The sequence below is a fragment of the Achromobacter spanius genome (genome assembly GCF_039673305.1).
Classification (GTDB): Bacteria; Pseudomonadota; Gammaproteobacteria; order Burkholderiales; family Burkholderiaceae_B; genus Achromobacter; species Achromobacter spanius_F.
On record NZ_JBDJLJ010000001.1, the window covers coordinates 20,374 to 35,962 of the forward strand.

Genomic DNA, 15,589 nt, shown 5'->3' on the forward strand with positions numbered 1-15,589 from the left:
GGCTCGTCGACGAGCGCGGCTATTTTCCGCCGCGCTCCGCGTTCCAGATCGCCACGGCCATGATCGCGATGCCCGCCAGCTGCAGGCTGCCGAAGCGCCGGTCGAAGTAGAGCCAGTCGATCAGGATCGCCACCGCCGGATAGACGAACTGGAACACCGCAATACGGCCCGTGTTCAGGCGCGCCATTCCCGTGTAGATCAGCGTGTAAGCCGCGGCGGTGTGGATCAACCCCAGGCCCGCCAGCCACAGCCAGGAAGCACCCCATGCCGGCCAGCCCTGCTGCATCGGCCAGATCCACAGCACCGCCGTCCCCAATGCGCATTGCCACCATGCCAGGACACCCGCCGGCATGGCGCCCAGCCGGCGCACCATGACGGCCGCGCAGGCCGTGCAGATCGAGCCCACGAGGCAAAAGGCGACGCCCCACCAATAGCCGGCCTGCGCTGCCGCAGAAAGCGCGGACGTATCGTGCTCCAGCACGCCGGTCGCCAGCACCAGGCCCCCCATCGCCACGAACACAGATACCAGGCGATGCCGGCTGCTGCGCTCGTGCAGCCACACCGCGCCCAGCAACAGCACCCACATCGGCTGCATGTGAAACAGCACCACCGCCATGCCCGCCGACGTGCGTTCTATCGCCGCAAAGAACAGAACCCAGCTCAGCACCATCAACGCGGCTGCGCCCAGCACCAGCGGCGCCGTGGACCCGGCCAGCCGCAGGGCGCGCCCTCGCCCGCGGACCAGCATCCACACCGTCAGCCCCGCAAGGCCGAATGCGCACCGGAACCACGTGGCCGTCAGCGCGCCGGCGCCCGCCATGTGAACGAACACGCCAATGGTTCCCAGCACGCCCGAGCCCAGCAGGAAGGGCAGGGCGCCCGTGGATTTGGCCGCGCACGCGGCGGGAGCCTGGGTGACGGAGAAGGCGGGGCGCAAGTGTCGATCGGTATTCATGCAGGCAGTTTGCCGTTCCGCCCCGCCGGCGAAAAGCGCATAATTCTTCTATCTTCCATTCGAAAATCGAAACACCATGAGCCTGTCGCCGCGCGATCTCCAGATGGACTGGCTGCGGTCCTTTGTTGCCGTGATCGACGCGGGATCCCTGTCGCGCGCGGCTGGCGAGGTGCACCGATCCCAGTCGGCCGTCAGCATGCAGCTCAAGAAACTCGAAGCGGCGCTGGGCCACAGGCTGATCGAGCGCGACACCCGCACGCTCGAACTCACCGTGGAAGGGCAGAAGCTGCTGGGCTACGCCCGCCGCATCCTCGACCTGCAGGCCGAGGCGCACGTCGCGCTGGGCGGAGAAGAACTGCACGGCGTGGTGCGCCTGGGCGTTCCCGACGACTACGCGGCGAAGTACCTGACGCCCGTGCTCAAGCGCTTTGCGCCGCGCCATACCGGCGTGGAGATCGTCCTGAGCTGCGAACAGTCGACGTCGCTGATCCCGCGCGTGGCGTCGGGCGACCTGGACCTGGCGCTGGTGTCGCGCGACCACGCGCGCCGCGGCACCCTGCTGTTCCACGAGCCCATGGTCTGGATCGGCTCAGAAGAATTCGCGCTGTGGCGCCGCGACCCCTTGCCCATCGCCATGTACGAAGAATCCAGCCTTGCGCGGCGCAGCGCCCTGAACGCGCTGGCGCTGCAGGGGCGCAAGCACCGGCTCGTGTACAACAGTTCAAGCCTTGCCGGGCAGATCGCCGCGGTCGAAAGCGGCCTGGCGGTCGCGGTCCTGACGCAATGCAGCGTGCCGCCACACTTGCAGATCCTGGGCAGCCAACACGGCCTTGGGCCGCTGGAGCCCATGCAGGTGGCGGTCTATCGAAGCAAGGGCTCGCGGGGGTCGAAGGCGGTGGACAGCCTGCATGCGTTGCTGGTCAACACGTTGAGGCTGGTGGATGGCGGCTGAAGCGGGTGCGGGCGCGCACAGCCCCTTATCCGTTTCCGCGCCAAATCCCTACTTCATGTCGAACCGATTCGGCGCCCCGGCCGCCGGTTCGAAGTAGTACTTGGGTTCCCGATAGACCAGATCCTGCAGCGCGGCGTCCAGCTTCGGCAGCTGGAAACTGGCAGCGCTACGCGCCTTCCGAAAATCTTCAAGGCTGGCGGGCAGGCGCTCCAATGTCATCGATTCCACCACACACACCCATTCCCGGGCCAACACCCCGCACGAGTCCTTGGCCATCCTGGGCTGGTCGTCCGGCAACTTGAACCCGTCCATCAGGACCACGTCGCCCGCTTTCAGCGTGATCGTGGCCAACGGCGTAAAGAGCAGCTCAGTGTCAACGCCCGTAACCGGCAACATCTCTGCCTCGCGATTGTGGAAGGCGCGCCTGGCCCCCTCCACCCAGCGATACTCCCGCGCTGCCTCATTGCAACCGTCCCCAAAGCGCAACGTGACCTCGCAGCCCGAGCCCAGCCCATCCTCGCTGGGCGAAAGCGGTGTCCAGGGCCCTTCCTTCTTGAAGTCGATATCCGACGTCTCGGTCAGCGTCGCCATGCCGAGATCCTTCAGATAATCCATCGACTTCGCGCGCGCCGTCGAATCCGGCAACGCCGTCCGGGGTTGGTGATAGGTGATGCGATTGAGCCGGTATTCTCCGGGCCACACCGGAATGACCTGATACGCGAGCGCGCCGCGCGTCGTCTGGAACAGCGGGCCTGTATCTGAGAAATCAAACTTGTGCTTGCCTTGCCCCACGGTGATCGCGAATCCCTTCTCGGTCTTGTGTTGCCAATGCAGGAGCGTGCTGGTCTGGCGGGTAAATTGATCCCGCGTGGCCGCATCATCGAAGTTTCGCCCCGGCTGCGCATCGAAATTGACGGTCGGGATCACCACCAGCGCCATATCCTGGAGGGCTTCACCGAGCAACTTGTCGGTGGTCCCGCGATGCCGGTCCCGCATGGCTGCCGCCTCGGCCTCTAGCTTTCCTTCGTTTGTCGACTGCGCCCAGGCGGCAACCGGAGCGGACAGGGCAGACACGCATACAAGGGCAAGCACGCGGCGAGACAGCGTCATCGGTCTTCGTTCCTTTATGAGTTCAGATGTTGAATTCAGGTGTTGAGCAAATCGGCGCCCGCCGCCCATCCGGCTGAACGTGCGAGCGGGAAAGCGGCGAGGACGCCAGGGCATGATATCGCGACGCGCGTTCATGCCACGCGCCAAACCGCATCCGCTTCCCAATCGCGCCCCGCAAGCGCCGGTGCCGCCGCACAAGGTAGACTGGCAGCCTCTCTCAACCTTCCGAGTCCCCATCCATGCTCGTCAAAGCCCTGCGTGTCGGCCTGGGTCAAATCATTGTCCTGGGCGACGCACTGACCCGTCCGCGTCCGCAGAAGCGCTCGCCGCAAGGCCAGGCCGCCGTCAACGCCGATGCGGCCGCGCTCTCGCTGTATCAATTCCAGGCCTGCCCCTTCTGCGTGAAGACGCGTCGCGCCATGCACCGGCTCAACGTGCCGATCGCGTTGAAGGACGCCAAGGACGACCCCGAAGCGCGCGCCGCGTTGCAGTCGGGCGGCGGCAAGGTGAAGGTGCCGTGTCTGCGCATCGAGGAGGCGGGCGGCACGCGATGGATGTATGAGTCCAGCGACATCATCGCGTACCTGGAACAGCGCTTCGCCAACGTCGCCTGACGGAGCCGTGCGGACATGACGCATGCTGCCCTGCGCCTGACGCTGGCGCTATGCGCCGGCAGCCTGCTGGCGGGCTGCGATCCCGCGCTTCCCCCGCCACCGGCCGGATCGACGCTCACCGCAGAAACCATCGCCACGCGCGACACGCCGCCGGAACAGCAGTTCAAAGGCATGCTGGCGGGAAAGCCTATCCACCTGCTTGTCCACAACTGCAAGGTCTATCGGGTCGATGATGCCGAAGGCGAAAACGTGAGCTGGACGCTGGTGCTGGAAGGCGAGCCTTATCCGCTGCCGACCTCATGCCTGCGCCAGACGCTTACCGAGGGCAAAGGCTACGTGACGGCGTTCATCGGACGGCAGGCGTTCGGGGCCGGCGGATGCTGCACGGGTCGGCCCGAGTATCGGTCAAAGGACGGGCTGAACTGGACCCCACACTGACGTCCCCCAATCGTTGATCACTTTCCCATGAAGCAGCCTGAACCCTACCTTGCACGGCGCATCGCTCCCCTCGACACCTGGCGCGTAGCCGGTCACGCGATCAAGGTCTACGGCATCCATCGCGATCCGGACCTGGCGGGCCCCATGCTGTCAGACGCGGTCGTCGCGTCCGCGCGCGCCGCGGCGTGCGCGGTGCTTGAAGGCGAGGCCGCCAACGAACGCTGCCACGGGTTGGGCTTCTGCATCGTGCACGTCGGCGACGAGGCCATCTGGCTGTTGCTGGACTGGTGGATCACCGGCGGCATTGTGTGCCAGCGCATGCTGTCCGCACCGCTTGCGCGGCCGGATACCTTCACGCCTGTGACGCAGCCCGCGCTGGCGTGCGTGTGGGAACTGGTGGTGACGGCGCACGAGCGCGACGCGTGGGTGCGACACATGCTGACGGCCAGGCCCGATCCCAAGGCCTGGCTGGATGACGTCCTGCCGGCGGGGCGCTATTGAAGCGCAAGCCGCGCCCCGGCACGGTCGACGTGGGCGACCAGGACATCCGCGCCCGAAGTCACGTACAGCTGCTTTCCATCCGGGCCGCCATAGGCGCAATTGGTCGTCTTCAAGCCTGACGGGGCATCCAGGCGCAGTAACGGCTGCCCGATCTCGTCGAAGATCCACACAATCCCTGCTCCGACATGGCAGACGGCGAGTCCGCCCTTTTCGTCCAGCGCCATGCCATCCGGGCCGCTGCCTCCCGACAGCTGAATGTACGTGCCCACCTTGGTGACAAGCCCGTGCTGCTTGACCAGCGGCACACGCCAGACGGCGTTCGCGCGCGTGACGGCAAGATAGACGACGTCTTCCTTCAGACCCAACACAAGACCGTTCGGACTGGGCACATTCGACAGCAGGCAATCAAGCTGTCCCGCCGCCGTCAACCGATACAGGCGACCCGTCGGGTCGTGCAATCCCGTCTGCCCCTGGTCGGTGAAGTACAGATCCCCATTGGACGCCAGGACCAGATCGTTGGGGCCCTTGAACCGCTGGACCAGCGCGCGTTCAAGCAAGGGCGCGATCGCGCCCGTGGCCGGATCAAAGCGCATCAGGCCGTTCTTGTTGTCGGCGATGATGGCGTAGCCATCCGGATGAAACACCATCCCGTTGGGCTCGCCGTCGTACTCCAGCTCGCAACTGACTTGCCCACGCGCGTCGATCTTGAAAAGCCTGCCCCACGGGATATCCACAACCCACAGATTCCCGGCTGCATCGAACGACGGCCCTTCCAGGAAGACCGGATCCTGCCCCCCGTGCTGCACCTCGCTCCAGACCGAGCGCCGGTTCGTCACGTGAAAGCGCTGCGGGATCGAGGCGTAGATTTCCAACTTCCTGCGCGGCGGTGCTTCGTACATGCCTGTCTCCCTAGTTCGTGACCCGGATGCCGAGTTCTTTGATCAGCGGTTCCATCGCCTGCGTGTCGCGCTGGATCAACGCAACGAAATCATCCTTCGACATCCAAGCGGGCTCCAGTCCAAGCTCCTGCAAGCGCGCGCGCAAATCGGGCAACTCCAGCACAGCCTTCAGATCCGCGCTGATCTTCTCCTGCAGCGCGACGGGCAGCCCACGGGGCGCCATCACGCCGTGCCACACCGGGGAACCCGAATTCTTGAAACCCGCTTCGCTGAGCGTGGGCACATCCGGCAGCGCCGCCAGACGCACCGGGCTGGCAACGCCCAACGCACGCAGCTTGCCCGTCTTGAAAAACGAAGGATAGGCAGGGTAGCCATCCAGGCCCGTCTGGATCTCGCCCGACAACAGGCCGCGCATCACGTCCGGACCCGACTTGTAGGGCACATAACGAAGCTCTATGCCCGCGGACTTCACGAACTGTCCGGCGATGAGCTGCATGCTGATATCGCCCCCGCCCAGCGTCAGCGTGTTCGGCGACTGCTTCGCCAGCGCAACGTAGTCGACCAGCGTCTTGGCCGGCAAGGTGTCGTTCGCCACGATCAGCATCGGCGCCACCGCCATCAGGCCGATCGGCGTAAAGTCCTTGAGCGGATCGTAGGAAAGCTTCGCGAAGACAAAGGGATTGACGGTAAGCGTGGAGCTCAGCGGCTGAAAAAGCGTGTAGCCGTCAGGCGCCGCGCGCGCCACTTCCGACGCGGCAATGGTCGTGTTCGCGCCAGGTTTGTTTTCCACCACCACCTGCTGGCCCCAGCGCTCGGTCAGCTTCTGGCTGATATGTCGCGCCGCCGCGTCAGCGGTGCCTCCCGCACCGAACGGCACGATCCAGCGTACGGGCCGCGTGGGCCATTGCGGTTGCTCCGCATGGCCCACTCCCCACGTCAGGGCGATAACGCCCAATACTGCCAAGCGTGCTGCCAGTCGCATCTCGGTCTCCTCAGAATCATTGTTGTAATTCCGTACGGACCGGGACTTGGTCACGTCGCAGCTTCACCTTAAGCGGCCGCTATCCGGCCGCCAAGGCGTTGCGCAACGCAGATTCCACATATTGATAATCCGCTGCGGGGATCACGCTTGCGGAAGATTCCCGACAGGCTTCGGACGACCGCGCGTCATCGATTCCAGCACGCCGTCGCGGCGTATCCAGCCGTGGAACAAGGCCGCGGCCAGATGCAGCAGCACCGTCGCGAACAGCAGGAACGCCAGATAGCGATGCGCGCCACGCAGCCAACTGAACAGCGCCGCGTCGGCAGCCGCGATCGGCGGTAATTGCCAACCGGCCGCCACGACCGGATAGCCGCCCGCCGACAGCATCGCCCAGCCGATCAGCGGCATCGCGAACATCAGCGCATACAGCAGGACATGAGAGGCCAGCGCCGCGTGGCGTTGCCAGGCCGGCAGATCAGCCGGCAAAGCGGGCGCGCCCTTGAACAGGCGCCTGGCCAGCCGAATGCACACCAGCGCCAGCAGCGCCAGGCCCAACGGCTTATGAATCTGCACCAGCCACTGATGCCGCTCGGACACCGACGCCACCATGCCCACGCCGATGAACAACATCGCGAGTATGCCAGTCGCCATCGACCAATGCAGCACGCGTGCGAATAGGCTGAACGTGGCGGGCGGGCGGCGGGTTTGATTAGGTTGCATGTTCATTGCGCGCGCTCCGGTTGGGTCGAATGGGATGACACAGCGGCGGATTTAGGCGGCCCTTCGCCCGTGCGGCGTTCATAAGAGGCCGCGTAGGCCGCGGAACGCGCCGCCAGCAGCGGATCGTCGGACACGGCGATGCCTTGCGGCAACACGGTCGGGTCGTAGTTCACGTCGCGGCAAGAGCCGTCGCTTTGCGGTGCGCTGCTGGTTATCACCACGGTGCCGGCGTCGATGGTCGGCCGGTCCGCCGGCCACTGGCGGGTTGCGTCGCTGGTGGAGTCACCGGGCTGGCCCAGCGTGAGTAGCAGGCGCCAGCGCAACGGCCCTTGCGTCAGGCGCTGTTGCAGATCGGTTTGCAGATAGTCGGCATCGTGTCCCGGCTGCGCCACAGGGGCCGCCGCCGCGTCCAACGGCGCCAACTGCCAGCGCACCGGCTGCCGCTTTCCGTTCCCATCGATCAGGTAGAACGCGTTCAGGCCGTAATAGTCTTCGGTCGCGTAGCTGGCCGACGGCTTGGCGGTCTTGGCCCACGCGCGGAATGCGCCCGTTTCCGGATGTGCCGCGAAAAACGCCTGCATGCGCTGCGGATCGGGCTTGCCCGTCTTGGGGTCGGGGCGACCGGCCAGCTGCTGATCGTAGAACGCCTGCGGGGTCGACAGCGGAAACACCGGCATGCTGTTCATGCCGGTTCGCCACTGTTCGCCATTGGCCGACGTGAACATCAAGGCAAAGCTGCGGATCGGGACGCTGGAGTCCGACGCGTAAGGGTTGCCGCCGGGCAGCGCCAATCGGCCGATCACCGGCGTGCTGCCCGAGGCGAACACCGCAGCGGTGGATAACTCGTGTGCAGCGCCGCTGCTTTCAAAGCGGCCGATCACACAGACGCCTTTGGCGTGATTGCGGCGAAAGCCCTCGTGGACGCCGCTGTTGGCTTCCAGGGCGTTCACCACGCGGTCTGGGGTCAGGCGCTGAGGGTCGAGCCAGCCGCCGACGTAGGCGAACGCGGCGCCGGAGGCCAGCACGATGGCGCCGATTGCGGTTAGGCGAAGGAGGGTTTGGGGGGTAGTGAGCGGCCGGGGCTTCTGGGGCCGGTCTTCCGAGGGCTGGCCACCTGCTTGCCCTGCACCCATCGATTGGCGATTCGGCGGCAGGCGGCCCGGCGGCTGGCTTCCCGGTGGCTTTTGACCCGGCGGCGGGCCGTTGCGGTCAGATCCTTGTTGCATAAGGCTCCTTGCCCATGGGGCGATGAATACCCCTGTAGGACGCCGTGCAAAAAAAGTTATTCCGCGATGGAATAAACCCGCCAGAGCGGCGTCTTACTGCATTGACCTGTAAGCTGGTTGCGCAGGCCTGTCCCAGGAACCCGCCATGATTCAACCGGTCCGCGTGCCGCCCGACGCGCCGGCATCCCCCCACGACGAGATGCCATCCGAAGAACTCTCCGACGCCGTGCTGCGCCAACTACTGCCGCGCCTGCGGCGTTTTGCGCTGCGCCTTACGCGCGATGCGGTCGCGGCCGACGACCTGGTGCAATCCACCTTGGAAAGAGCGCTCACCCGCTGGCGCGGCCGCCGTCCGCAAGGCGACGTGCGCGCGTGGCTCTTCACTATCCTGTACCGCCAATTCCTGGACTCCCAACGCCGCTCGCGCCGCTATGCGCGGCTGCTGTCATGGTTTGCCGGGTCCGACGCCGCCGCGCCGTCGGCCGAGCGCGAGGTCATCGCGCGATCTTCCCTGGATGTCTTCGAACGCCTGCCCGAGGCCCAGCGCACGCTGCTGTGGCTCGTCAGCGTGGAAGGCATGAGCTACAAGGCCGTCGCCGATGTATTAGACGTGCCGCTGGGCACCGTCATGTCGCGCCTGTCCCGCGCGCGGAGTGCCTTGCGTGAATTGCATGAGGGGCAGGCTGGCGAGGCTCGTCTGAGGATATTGAAATGAAAGAACGCTCTATCGATGATCTGACGCGTAACGCGTATGTGGATGGCCAGTTGGATCCGTCGCAATTGCAGGAGCTGCAAGCGTATTTGCGGGCGCATCCTGATGAGGCGCAGGAGCTGGAGGCGTGGCGTCGGGATGCGCAGCGGCTTCGGGAAGGGGCTGGCGGGGATAGTTTGCCGGGTAACCCTGCGTTGGATCCTGCTGCGGTGCGCGCGGGGCTGCGAGTTCGCACGCGGCGGCGTATGGTGATGGCGGCTAGTCTGGTTGTGGCAGTGGCGATTGGCGGCGTCACGGGCTGGAGTGCTCGCGATACGGCGTTGGCCAACCGGGTGCTGCCGATGCAGGATGCGATGCAGGCTTATCGGCTGTTTGCGTCTGCGGATGCGCCGCAGCCGGATGTGCGGGCCGATGCTGGGGATTTGCAGGGGTGGTTGGATGCGTATTTTGCGCATGCCGAGCGGTTGCCTAATTTGAGCGATAGCGGGTTTAGGCCTGTTGCTGCGCGTTTGTTGGCTACCGATCAGGGGCCTGCGGCGCTTGTTATTTATGAGAACGCGGGGCAGCGCGCTACGTTTTATATCCGGCCGCCTGGGCCGGGTGGGCAGTTTCTGGCGCAAGGGAGCCGGAGGGATGGGGAGCTGCTCGCGCGGTATTGGTCGGGGCAGGGGTACAACTATGCGTTGGTGACGGCGGGGGATGCGGGCGGTCAGACAGCGCAAATGGGTGAGTCGTGACGCGCAGGTATTCAAGGCCCCGGGGCTCCGGTACGTGATCGCCGAAATCGAAAGGCTCGGGCCTGTCGCACATCGCGGCAGGCCCGAGCCTTTTTTGCGCTTATTGAATTGACGCGGGCGCGTCGTGCGTGGGATCGGCGAAATCGGCGTCTTGTGCGCACGCTCGTGCCGTTTCAAGCATGGCCTCTGTCATGACGCCCATGTGGTCACACAACCCTTCCACGCCGCCCATCAACGCGGCCACGGTCCATGCGTCCAGCGGCTGCGCGCCGGTTGCGTCGGGTTCGGACGCGCTATTGCCGACAAGGCGAGCTATTGACGCGATGGCGTAGCGGGCGCGATCGATGTCGTAGAGGTGCGATAGGGGAATCAACCCGTACTCGGGATTGGTCTCGACCGACCAAGGGTTATCGGTGAGGGGATTCGATTTCATGACAGGCTCCAAAGACTATTGAAGCCCGCGCCCCACTTCCAAATGGGGTGGGCGGGCACGAGGCAAGGTTGGAAGACCGGCGTCTTTGGAAACCGGCGTGCGCGAACGCACCCTCGCCAAGGCCCGCCCATAAGGACGTGCAGAGGCGTACGGACGTGAAAATGCCGCCAGAGCGGCGGCAGGTCCGCCAAAGACATTGCCGGCTTCCAAACCGGGCTACCGGTGCTTCGGTAGTGGTGGAAGTGTACGACAGAGGCGGTCGCCGGAATTGTCGAGGATGACGGTTTTAGCCAGATACAAAGCCCATCTCGAATGCAGGCTGCGGCTTAGAGCGGTCCTTCAACCCCTTCAACAACACCATCTGATGATCTAAGCAAGCATCAAACGACCCTCGCTTCAGTCTTCAAATACTGTTGGAAGAGGGGTCTACACTCGACGAACATCCTATTGCCTCGCGTGCCCGCAGAAATGCACATGGCGAGCTGACTATGGTGTGGCGGCCGCATGCGGAGCATGCTGCGGAGATACGCCGAAAAGCCTCCACGGCATCGTTCCGAAGTTAATTTTGCGCGGAAACGCCACATACTCCTTGCGGCTAAGCATGGTTTAAATTACGTTACATAACTTGCGCAATCGCCGTTTAATCGGGAGATCGACTTGAAATTCAAAGGTTCGAAGGAAGACTTAATCGCCGCATTTGAGGCAATCGGATATTCAGTTGACGTCTCGGAATCGGGCTCGGCCATGCAGTTCAGGACGCGGGATGGTGCAGTGGTTAGTTGGTATTCCAGCACTGGCACGCTTACATATCAAGGCGACAAGGTCGCAGCCGAAAGGTGCAAGCAACTATTGGAGACCACCCTTATTTCTCCGGGGGTTCCGACCGGGGTCGCATCAGCGGCTCCGGGATACGCGAAGCCCGCCGAAGTTAAACCCGCCACGGTTGAAGCCAAGGGCAAAGTGTTTGTTGTTCATGGACACGATCAAACATCGAGAGAACAGCTCGAGCTCATTCTTCACAAGCTCGGCCTTGATCCGTTTGTGCTTCAGAACACTGGAGGGTCGGGCCTCACAATCATCGAAGCGCTTGAACAGGAAATCGGACCGAACTCGGCCGAGGTGAAATTTGGAATCGTGCTGCTGACTCCCGACGACTTTGGCTATTCAAAGTCAGATGGAGCAGATAAATCTCAGCCAAGGGCGCGACAGAACGTAGTACTTGAAATGGGAATGCTGCTTTCCTCTATTGGAAGAAGAAATGTGGCAATTCTCAAGAAAGGGCACGTTGATGTCCCATCGGACGCTCAGGGAATTCTTTATCTTGCGTTCAATGATCATGTCAAAGAAACCGTACCGAGACTCGTTGATCGGCTAACAAGTGCAGGCTTCAAGCTAGATCCAAGCAACATCACGAAGGCATCCTCATAACGCCCAATAAACCTCTTTCAATCGGGTGGGGAGTGGCGTCATGTCTAAAACGTGTGAGTCCACCTTGTGTTAATCGACGACATCGTATCTCGTCCGGACGGCTCGAAATACACGTCCCACACTTGTCCCGCACATACCGCCCGGTCAGCTGTTGGTTCGATCCTCGCCGAACGACTCTGCCCTATGAAATGCCCCTCGCCAAGCATTGCCTAATTGACGCAGACCGATCCCTGGCCTCTCACTTCACTAGTAACACGAGACGAAGATGCTCAGATTTCCTCGCGACATCAACCTGGATTTCATCTCTCAAAAGATAGAAAAGCTAAATAGTTCGGAAGCCAGTTCTATCCAAATTCCTGCCAAAATCCCGCCGGGGTCAGGATTCGCCGTCGTCGGCTGCTTCATCCAACTGCTAGCTGCGTGGTCCCGATATAACGACTGTCGAGTGCTACAGGTGGCAGGCGAACCCGTCGAAGAAATGCTCACCAACCTAGCACAGGAACCGCATGGAAGCGCTGCGATATATTTTGCCCAGCAAGTGACGGGAGCCCACGGATTCGAAATAGGTTCAGACCGAGCGAGAAGATACTTAATTCCAGTGATTCGAGCGATGCAAACGCACGACTACCGCGCAACGAGCGGCGCTCGCGGAGTGCATTTGTGCTGCTACCATGGCTCCACCAACGAATATCTAACGCCATTTTATGGCAGAGGTGATGCTCGTTCTTTAAGAGACTCGAGCGAATTTGTCGATCTGGTGAATAACATCATCGGGGCATTCGAACCAGCAGCTCTAAACCGGCTGCCGCCAGCCAGTCTAAGATTTATCTCATCTATTGTGTTCGAACTATTCTCCAATACGCATGATCATGCCCGAACTGATGAAGCTGGAAACATCTATCCGGAAGGGAACGTGCGAGGAATTATTGCGCGAACCATCGAATTTAGGGAAGACCGAAGAGAATCCCATATCAATGCTCATGTGCATCGCTATATGACGAAAGCCACTCTGCAACAAGAGCAGCGACGCCCTTCCCCCGAGATGAATCGTGAAAGAGTCGAGAAAGCAAAAGCTGGCTACTCTAAACCACTTGCCGCCAACACAAAATCAAAGATCTCGACACGTTTTCTTGAATTCACTATTTATGACACTGGACCCGGCCTTGCGAGGAACTGGGCAAAAAGAAAAGAAAAACTTCAAGCGACGCTTGATTTTGATGAGGAGCTGAAACTTGTGAGCGAGTGCTTTGCCATTGGAAGCACTACCAAAACCATGGATGGTGTCGGGCAAGGCCTTGCAAACTCTATCCTAGCGCTCAAGAAACTTGGCGCATTCATGGTTCTGCGAACAGGCAGAACATTTTTGTATCAGGACTTCCTAAGTAAGTCGGAAGAAGTCTTCAGCCCCGAACACTGGCATCCTGATCAAAAAGAGCAGCCCTATCTGCCCGGTACAACGTATACGATCGTCGTACCTTTGAATAGGAGAGTTGCATGAACTCTCTATTCACATTTCCTTGGAACCACAAGGGGGGCGAATTCCTAGTCGTCTTTAAAGGTCCAGGGAATACACCAACCCCCTACTTCGAGGAAGTCATAAAATCTGCTGCACAAGCCGTGCTTTATCCTGATGGGATAATAATATTAAGCTTGTCCGACAACAGCACCGAGCTCAAGTCAGTAATTCTCGACGACAACTTTACTGCCTCGCTTCGCCGCTTGGCCGGAAAAACGGGCGTCTATTTGGCCCTGCTCCAACGTGATTACAAATCGCTGATCGTAACAACGGTCAGCGAAAACCCTCGTTCAGATTTCGTAATTTCAATACTTGGTGATGAAGGCATTCTTTCTGATATCGTAAAAGCAGGCCTAACTCAGGCTTTCAAATCAGAACGACTCGTACTACCGGCTCCGCCTGGATACCATTTCCAAAAACCATCGGGCGATGCCTCGACGCATTTTATAAGAGCGGAAGAAGCACTTTCTCAGAGTGAAATTGTTGATTTCGTCGCCTTGGCCCTCTTAGTCAAGATGGGCAGGAAAGATAATCTCAAGGTTATCTACATTGACACGATGGGAATTTCCAGCCTGGCGTATGCTTTGCGCGAAATGAGGCATTCCACAAGCCAGAAGTCAGTGACTCCAAGAATTGTGAGTTTTCACTCGCACACCGGTCTTCAGGAAATATCAGCACCGATCCCAGGTACTGCCTACTGCATCATCTCCGCCTCGTCTTCGATGTCGCTCGAAAAACGCTGGAAGGAAAAGACAAACTGCGCTGATAACGAAGTTGTCACGCTCCTCACGTTCACGGACACAAAGGATGGCGACAAGGCGCTCTTCCAACTCGAACGTCCGAAGAATTGGGCTGAGCACAGCAACCTTCTATCGCAAGGCACAAAAGGAATGCGGACCTTAGGGGAACGTTTTCAACAAGAGCAGATTCTTCCTAAAAAAGTGACGTTGACGAGAGATTTTCATCCATCAAAGGAAGCACAAGAAATAAGTTCCTCTTTTTGGGGTATGGATTTTTTGGACGTAGACGTTAATACTTCTAAAGGTAAACAACGAACATTGCATGCAGATGGTCGCCAACTGGTAAATCTAGAGAATTTTCAGATTTGGCTTAAAAAACAGGTCCGCGCGAACGTTCCCGCCTCGATTCAGGGAATTATCTATCAGGACGACCCCTCGAGCGAGCTGCTAGCAAAGCAATGCCACAACCTGCTGAAAGAATTCTCAGTTTCCTTGGACTGGGGTGTATATAGCAGCTCTGAATCTGAGTCCAAGCTAAAAGACTTAGACAAAGAACGTGCGCTTCTAATTGTTGCTGCCGTAGTAGGCCAGGGCCACACCATACTCGGGATTTCGAGAGACCTGCGTCCGTACCACATAGGGAGCAAGGTCTACATTGTCGGAATGCAAATATGTGAGACTGCGCGGGAGCAACACTTTCTGAAAACCAATTTAGAGAACACTAAAGATCGTACTAATCGATTCTTGGCGTGGCAAAGATTAGCCACCGGGTCCGGCCTCCGGCTATCCCTAGAACAAGAGCGGAACCTGTAAAGAGATGAGAGGCTTCGGCCGTTGCTCCTGCACCGCCATAGCCGTCATGTAAACGTTGGCTTGAGCATGGGTTCGTTTTTCCCGACTGCTCCTGAAGGCGAAGCATTACAGCTAAGAAAGGACTTCCTTTTTTGGCCCGAGGGCTACGAGCCCGGATCTCAACACGCCCCGCTCGTTCTCGCCACAATCGGCGCAATATTAGAGCGCGCGCGCACTGACGCGTCGCTGATTGAGCGACCAAGAAATTCTGTTCCACTCCCAGAGAATCACCGTCTAAGTTCTGATACGTTTCAGCAAGTCTTATTGGATCCTCAAAACTTCAATAGATTCAATGATGGAATTGTCCAAGCTGCGTTGCTCAGACAAGCACTGCCTTCCGAGCTGGACTACTCCTGCAATCATGAAGAAAGTGGTTTTATGCGTGATTTTCTAACCAAGATACTGCTTTCTCGCGACAAACCGCAGGGTGAAGCCGCGCTGGAGTTTGCGTTTGCCCTCGCGACGCGACGTTTGAGAATTCAGGATCGCGACCTTCTCCTTTTGAAGGACAAGGTATTCTCCGTTTTGAGTGATTCCACAATCGACGCGAGTATAAAAACATTTCTGGAGCACGCCACTCAGCGAGATCTTGGACAAGATTGTTTTTGAGAACAGCAAGTTTTCAACTATCCACGCCGGAATAACAACTTCGCTCGGTGCTAAAGAAACAATGCGGCCGCCTTCACGGACTAATACATTACTTATTCTCGGAAGGCGAGCCGGCGTCGGATCTTGAGGAAAGCTTACTCTGACGGATCGCTTCGACGGCTAAGG

General features: G+C 60.3%; 17 protein-coding genes. 10 read left to right on the forward strand and 7 right to left on the reverse strand.

The window, feature by feature from the left end; translation table 11 throughout:
* Positions 1–19: 19 nt before the first annotated feature.
* On the reverse strand, positions 20–955 hold the full coding sequence (locus tag ABE485_RS00095; RefSeq protein ID WP_346512595.1) for a DMT family transporter: 936 nt from the start codon (positions 953–955) through the stop codon (positions 20–22).
* A gap of 82 nt (positions 956–1,037) precedes the next feature.
* Between ABE485_RS00095 and ABE485_RS00100 the strand changes: the two genes are divergently transcribed.
* The gene (locus ABE485_RS00100; RefSeq protein WP_346513082.1) at positions 1,038–1,907 is read left to right on the forward strand and encodes a LysR family transcriptional regulator; all 870 of its coding nucleotides are present in this window, start codon (positions 1,038–1,040) and stop codon (positions 1,905–1,907) included.
* Between the two features lie 48 nt (positions 1,908–1,955).
* Here ABE485_RS00100 and ABE485_RS00105 read toward each other — a convergent pair whose 3' ends face one another.
* Positions 1,956–3,152 (reverse strand): hypothetical protein, encoded by a 1,197-nt coding sequence (locus ABE485_RS00105; protein WP_346512596.1) that lies wholly within the window; start codon positions 3,150–3,152, stop codon positions 1,956–1,958.
* 104 nt (positions 3,153–3,256) lie between these two features.
* On the opposite strand from ABE485_RS00105, the gene ABE485_RS00110 reads away from it, so the two are divergent.
* From ABE485_RS00110 to ABE485_RS00120, 3 genes are read left to right on the forward strand one after another with little or no spacing between them, the layout of a single operon-like run.
* Entirely contained in the window at positions 3,257–3,631 is a 375-nt protein-coding gene (locus ABE485_RS00110) for a glutaredoxin family protein (RefSeq protein WP_346512598.1), read from the forward strand.
* 15 nt (positions 3,632–3,646) lie between these two features.
* Entirely contained in the window at positions 3,647–4,069 is a 423-nt protein-coding gene (locus ABE485_RS00115; protein ID WP_346512599.1) for a hypothetical protein, read from the forward strand.
* Between the two features lie 27 nt (positions 4,070–4,096).
* Positions 4,097–4,570, forward strand: a complete 474-nt coding sequence (locus ABE485_RS00120) for a hypothetical protein (protein WP_346512600.1) — start codon at positions 4,097–4,099, stop codon at positions 4,568–4,570.
* Here ABE485_RS00120 and ABE485_RS00125 read toward each other — a convergent pair.
* From ABE485_RS00125 to ABE485_RS00140, 4 genes are all read right to left on the reverse strand, one after another.
* Positions 4,564–5,469, reverse strand: a complete 906-nt coding sequence (locus ABE485_RS00125) for an SMP-30/gluconolactonase/LRE family protein (RefSeq protein ID WP_346512602.1) — start codon at positions 5,467–5,469, stop codon at positions 4,564–4,566. The two genes, ABE485_RS00120 and ABE485_RS00125, sit on opposite strands and share 7 nt — an antisense overlap.
* Positions 5,470–5,479: 10 nt before the next feature.
* Positions 5,480–6,451 (reverse strand): Bug family tripartite tricarboxylate transporter substrate binding protein, encoded by a 972-nt coding sequence (locus tag ABE485_RS00130; RefSeq protein WP_346512603.1) that lies wholly within the window; start codon positions 6,449–6,451, stop codon positions 5,480–5,482.
* Positions 6,452–6,592: 141 nt separating this feature from the next.
* Entirely contained in the window at positions 6,593–7,171 is a 579-nt protein-coding gene (locus tag ABE485_RS00135) for a cytochrome b (protein WP_430795381.1), read from the reverse strand.
* A gap of 2 nt (positions 7,172–7,173) precedes the next feature.
* Positions 7,174–8,304, reverse strand: coding sequence for a catalase family peroxidase (locus tag ABE485_RS00140; RefSeq protein ID WP_346512606.1), 1,131 nt, complete (start codon positions 8,302–8,304; stop codon positions 7,174–7,176).
* 292 nt (positions 8,305–8,596) lie between these two features.
* Here ABE485_RS00140 and ABE485_RS00145 point away from each other — a divergent pair, with 292 nt between their 5' ends.
* Both ABE485_RS00145 and ABE485_RS00150 read left to right on the forward strand, forming a co-directional pair.
* Positions 8,597–9,112 (forward strand): sigma-70 family RNA polymerase sigma factor, encoded by a 516-nt coding sequence (locus tag ABE485_RS00145; RefSeq protein WP_346513083.1) that lies wholly within the window; start codon positions 8,597–8,599, stop codon positions 9,110–9,112.
* Positions 9,109–9,846: an anti-sigma factor family protein gene (locus ABE485_RS00150; protein WP_346512607.1), complete on the forward strand. Its 738-nt coding sequence runs from the start codon at positions 9,109–9,111 to the stop codon at positions 9,844–9,846. The genes ABE485_RS00145 and ABE485_RS00150 overlap by 4 nt, the downstream gene beginning before the upstream one ends.
* Positions 9,847–9,946: 100 nt before the next feature.
* Here ABE485_RS00150 and ABE485_RS00155 read toward each other — a convergent pair whose 3' ends face one another.
* Positions 9,947–10,279 carry a hypothetical protein gene (locus ABE485_RS00155; RefSeq protein WP_346512608.1) on the reverse strand — a complete coding sequence of 111 codons (333 nt, stop codon included), beginning with the start codon at positions 10,277–10,279 and terminating at the stop codon, positions 9,947–9,949.
* Positions 10,280–10,936: 657 nt separating this feature from the next.
* Between ABE485_RS00155 and ABE485_RS00160 the strand changes: the two genes are divergently transcribed.
* The 4 genes from ABE485_RS00160 (at position 10,937) to ABE485_RS00175 (ending at position 15,424) form a co-directional block, all read left to right on the forward strand.
* On the forward strand, positions 10,937–11,707 hold the full coding sequence (locus ABE485_RS00160; protein ID WP_346512609.1) for a TIR domain-containing protein: 771 nt from the start codon (positions 10,937–10,939) through the stop codon (positions 11,705–11,707).
* Between the two features lie 265 nt (positions 11,708–11,972).
* The gene (locus tag ABE485_RS00165) at positions 11,973–13,205 is read left to right on the forward strand and encodes a hypothetical protein (RefSeq protein ID WP_346512610.1); all 1,233 of its coding nucleotides are present in this window, start codon (positions 11,973–11,975) and stop codon (positions 13,203–13,205) included.
* Positions 13,202–14,776 carry a hypothetical protein gene (locus ABE485_RS00170; RefSeq protein ID WP_346512612.1) on the forward strand — a complete coding sequence of 525 codons (1,575 nt, stop codon included), beginning with the start codon at positions 13,202–13,204 and terminating at the stop codon, positions 14,774–14,776. The genes ABE485_RS00165 and ABE485_RS00170 overlap by 4 nt, the downstream gene beginning before the upstream one ends.
* 66 nt (positions 14,777–14,842) lie before the next feature.
* Positions 14,843–15,424, forward strand: coding sequence for a hypothetical protein (locus tag ABE485_RS00175; RefSeq protein WP_346512614.1), 582 nt, complete (start codon positions 14,843–14,845; stop codon positions 15,422–15,424).
* Positions 15,425–15,589 lie beyond the last annotated feature (165 nt).

What these genes read in the sequence shown, in the direction of transcription:
- ABE485_RS00105 (WP_346512596.1), bottom strand. Translation starts at nt 3,152, where the DNA reads ATGAACGCGCGTCGCGATATCATGCCCTGGCGTCCTCGCCGCTTTCCC.
- ABE485_RS00095 (WP_346512595.1), bottom strand. Translation starts at nt 955, where the DNA reads ATGAATACCGATCGACACTTGCGCCCCGCCTTCTCCGTCACCCAGGCT.
- ABE485_RS00130 (WP_346512603.1), bottom strand. Translation starts at nt 6,451, where the DNA reads ATGCGACTGGCAGCACGCTTGGCAGTATTGGGCGTTATCGCCCTGACG.
- ABE485_RS00165 (WP_346512610.1), top strand. Translation starts at nt 11,973, where the DNA reads ATGCTCAGATTTCCTCGCGACATCAACCTGGATTTCATCTCTCAAAAG.
- ABE485_RS00135 (WP_430795381.1), bottom strand. Translation starts at nt 7,171, where the DNA reads ATGCAACCTAATCAAACCCGCCGCCCGCCCGCCACGTTCAGCCTATTC.
- ABE485_RS00150 (WP_346512607.1), top strand. Translation starts at nt 9,109, where the DNA reads ATGAAAGAACGCTCTATCGATGATCTGACGCGTAACGCGTATGTGGAT.
- ABE485_RS00125 (WP_346512602.1), bottom strand. Translation starts at nt 5,469, where the DNA reads ATGTACGAAGCACCGCCGCGCAGGAAGTTGGAAATCTACGCCTCGATC.
- ABE485_RS00115 (WP_346512599.1), top strand. Translation starts at nt 3,647, where the DNA reads ATGACGCATGCTGCCCTGCGCCTGACGCTGGCGCTATGCGCCGGCAGC.
- ABE485_RS00120 (WP_346512600.1), top strand. Translation starts at nt 4,097, where the DNA reads ATGAAGCAGCCTGAACCCTACCTTGCACGGCGCATCGCTCCCCTCGAC.
- ABE485_RS00175 (WP_346512614.1), top strand. Translation starts at nt 14,843, where the DNA reads ATGGGTTCGTTTTTCCCGACTGCTCCTGAAGGCGAAGCATTACAGCTA.
- ABE485_RS00110 (WP_346512598.1), top strand. Translation starts at nt 3,257, where the DNA reads ATGCTCGTCAAAGCCCTGCGTGTCGGCCTGGGTCAAATCATTGTCCTG.
- ABE485_RS00145 (WP_346513083.1), top strand. Translation starts at nt 8,597, where the DNA reads ATGCCATCCGAAGAACTCTCCGACGCCGTGCTGCGCCAACTACTGCCG.
- ABE485_RS00140 (WP_346512606.1), bottom strand. Translation starts at nt 8,304, where the DNA reads ATGGGTGCAGGGCAAGCAGGTGGCCAGCCCTCGGAAGACCGGCCCCAG.
- ABE485_RS00170 (WP_346512612.1), top strand. Translation starts at nt 13,202, where the DNA reads ATGAACTCTCTATTCACATTTCCTTGGAACCACAAGGGGGGCGAATTC.
- ABE485_RS00155 (WP_346512608.1), bottom strand. Translation starts at nt 10,279, where the DNA reads ATGAAATCGAATCCCCTCACCGATAACCCTTGGTCGGTCGAGACCAAT.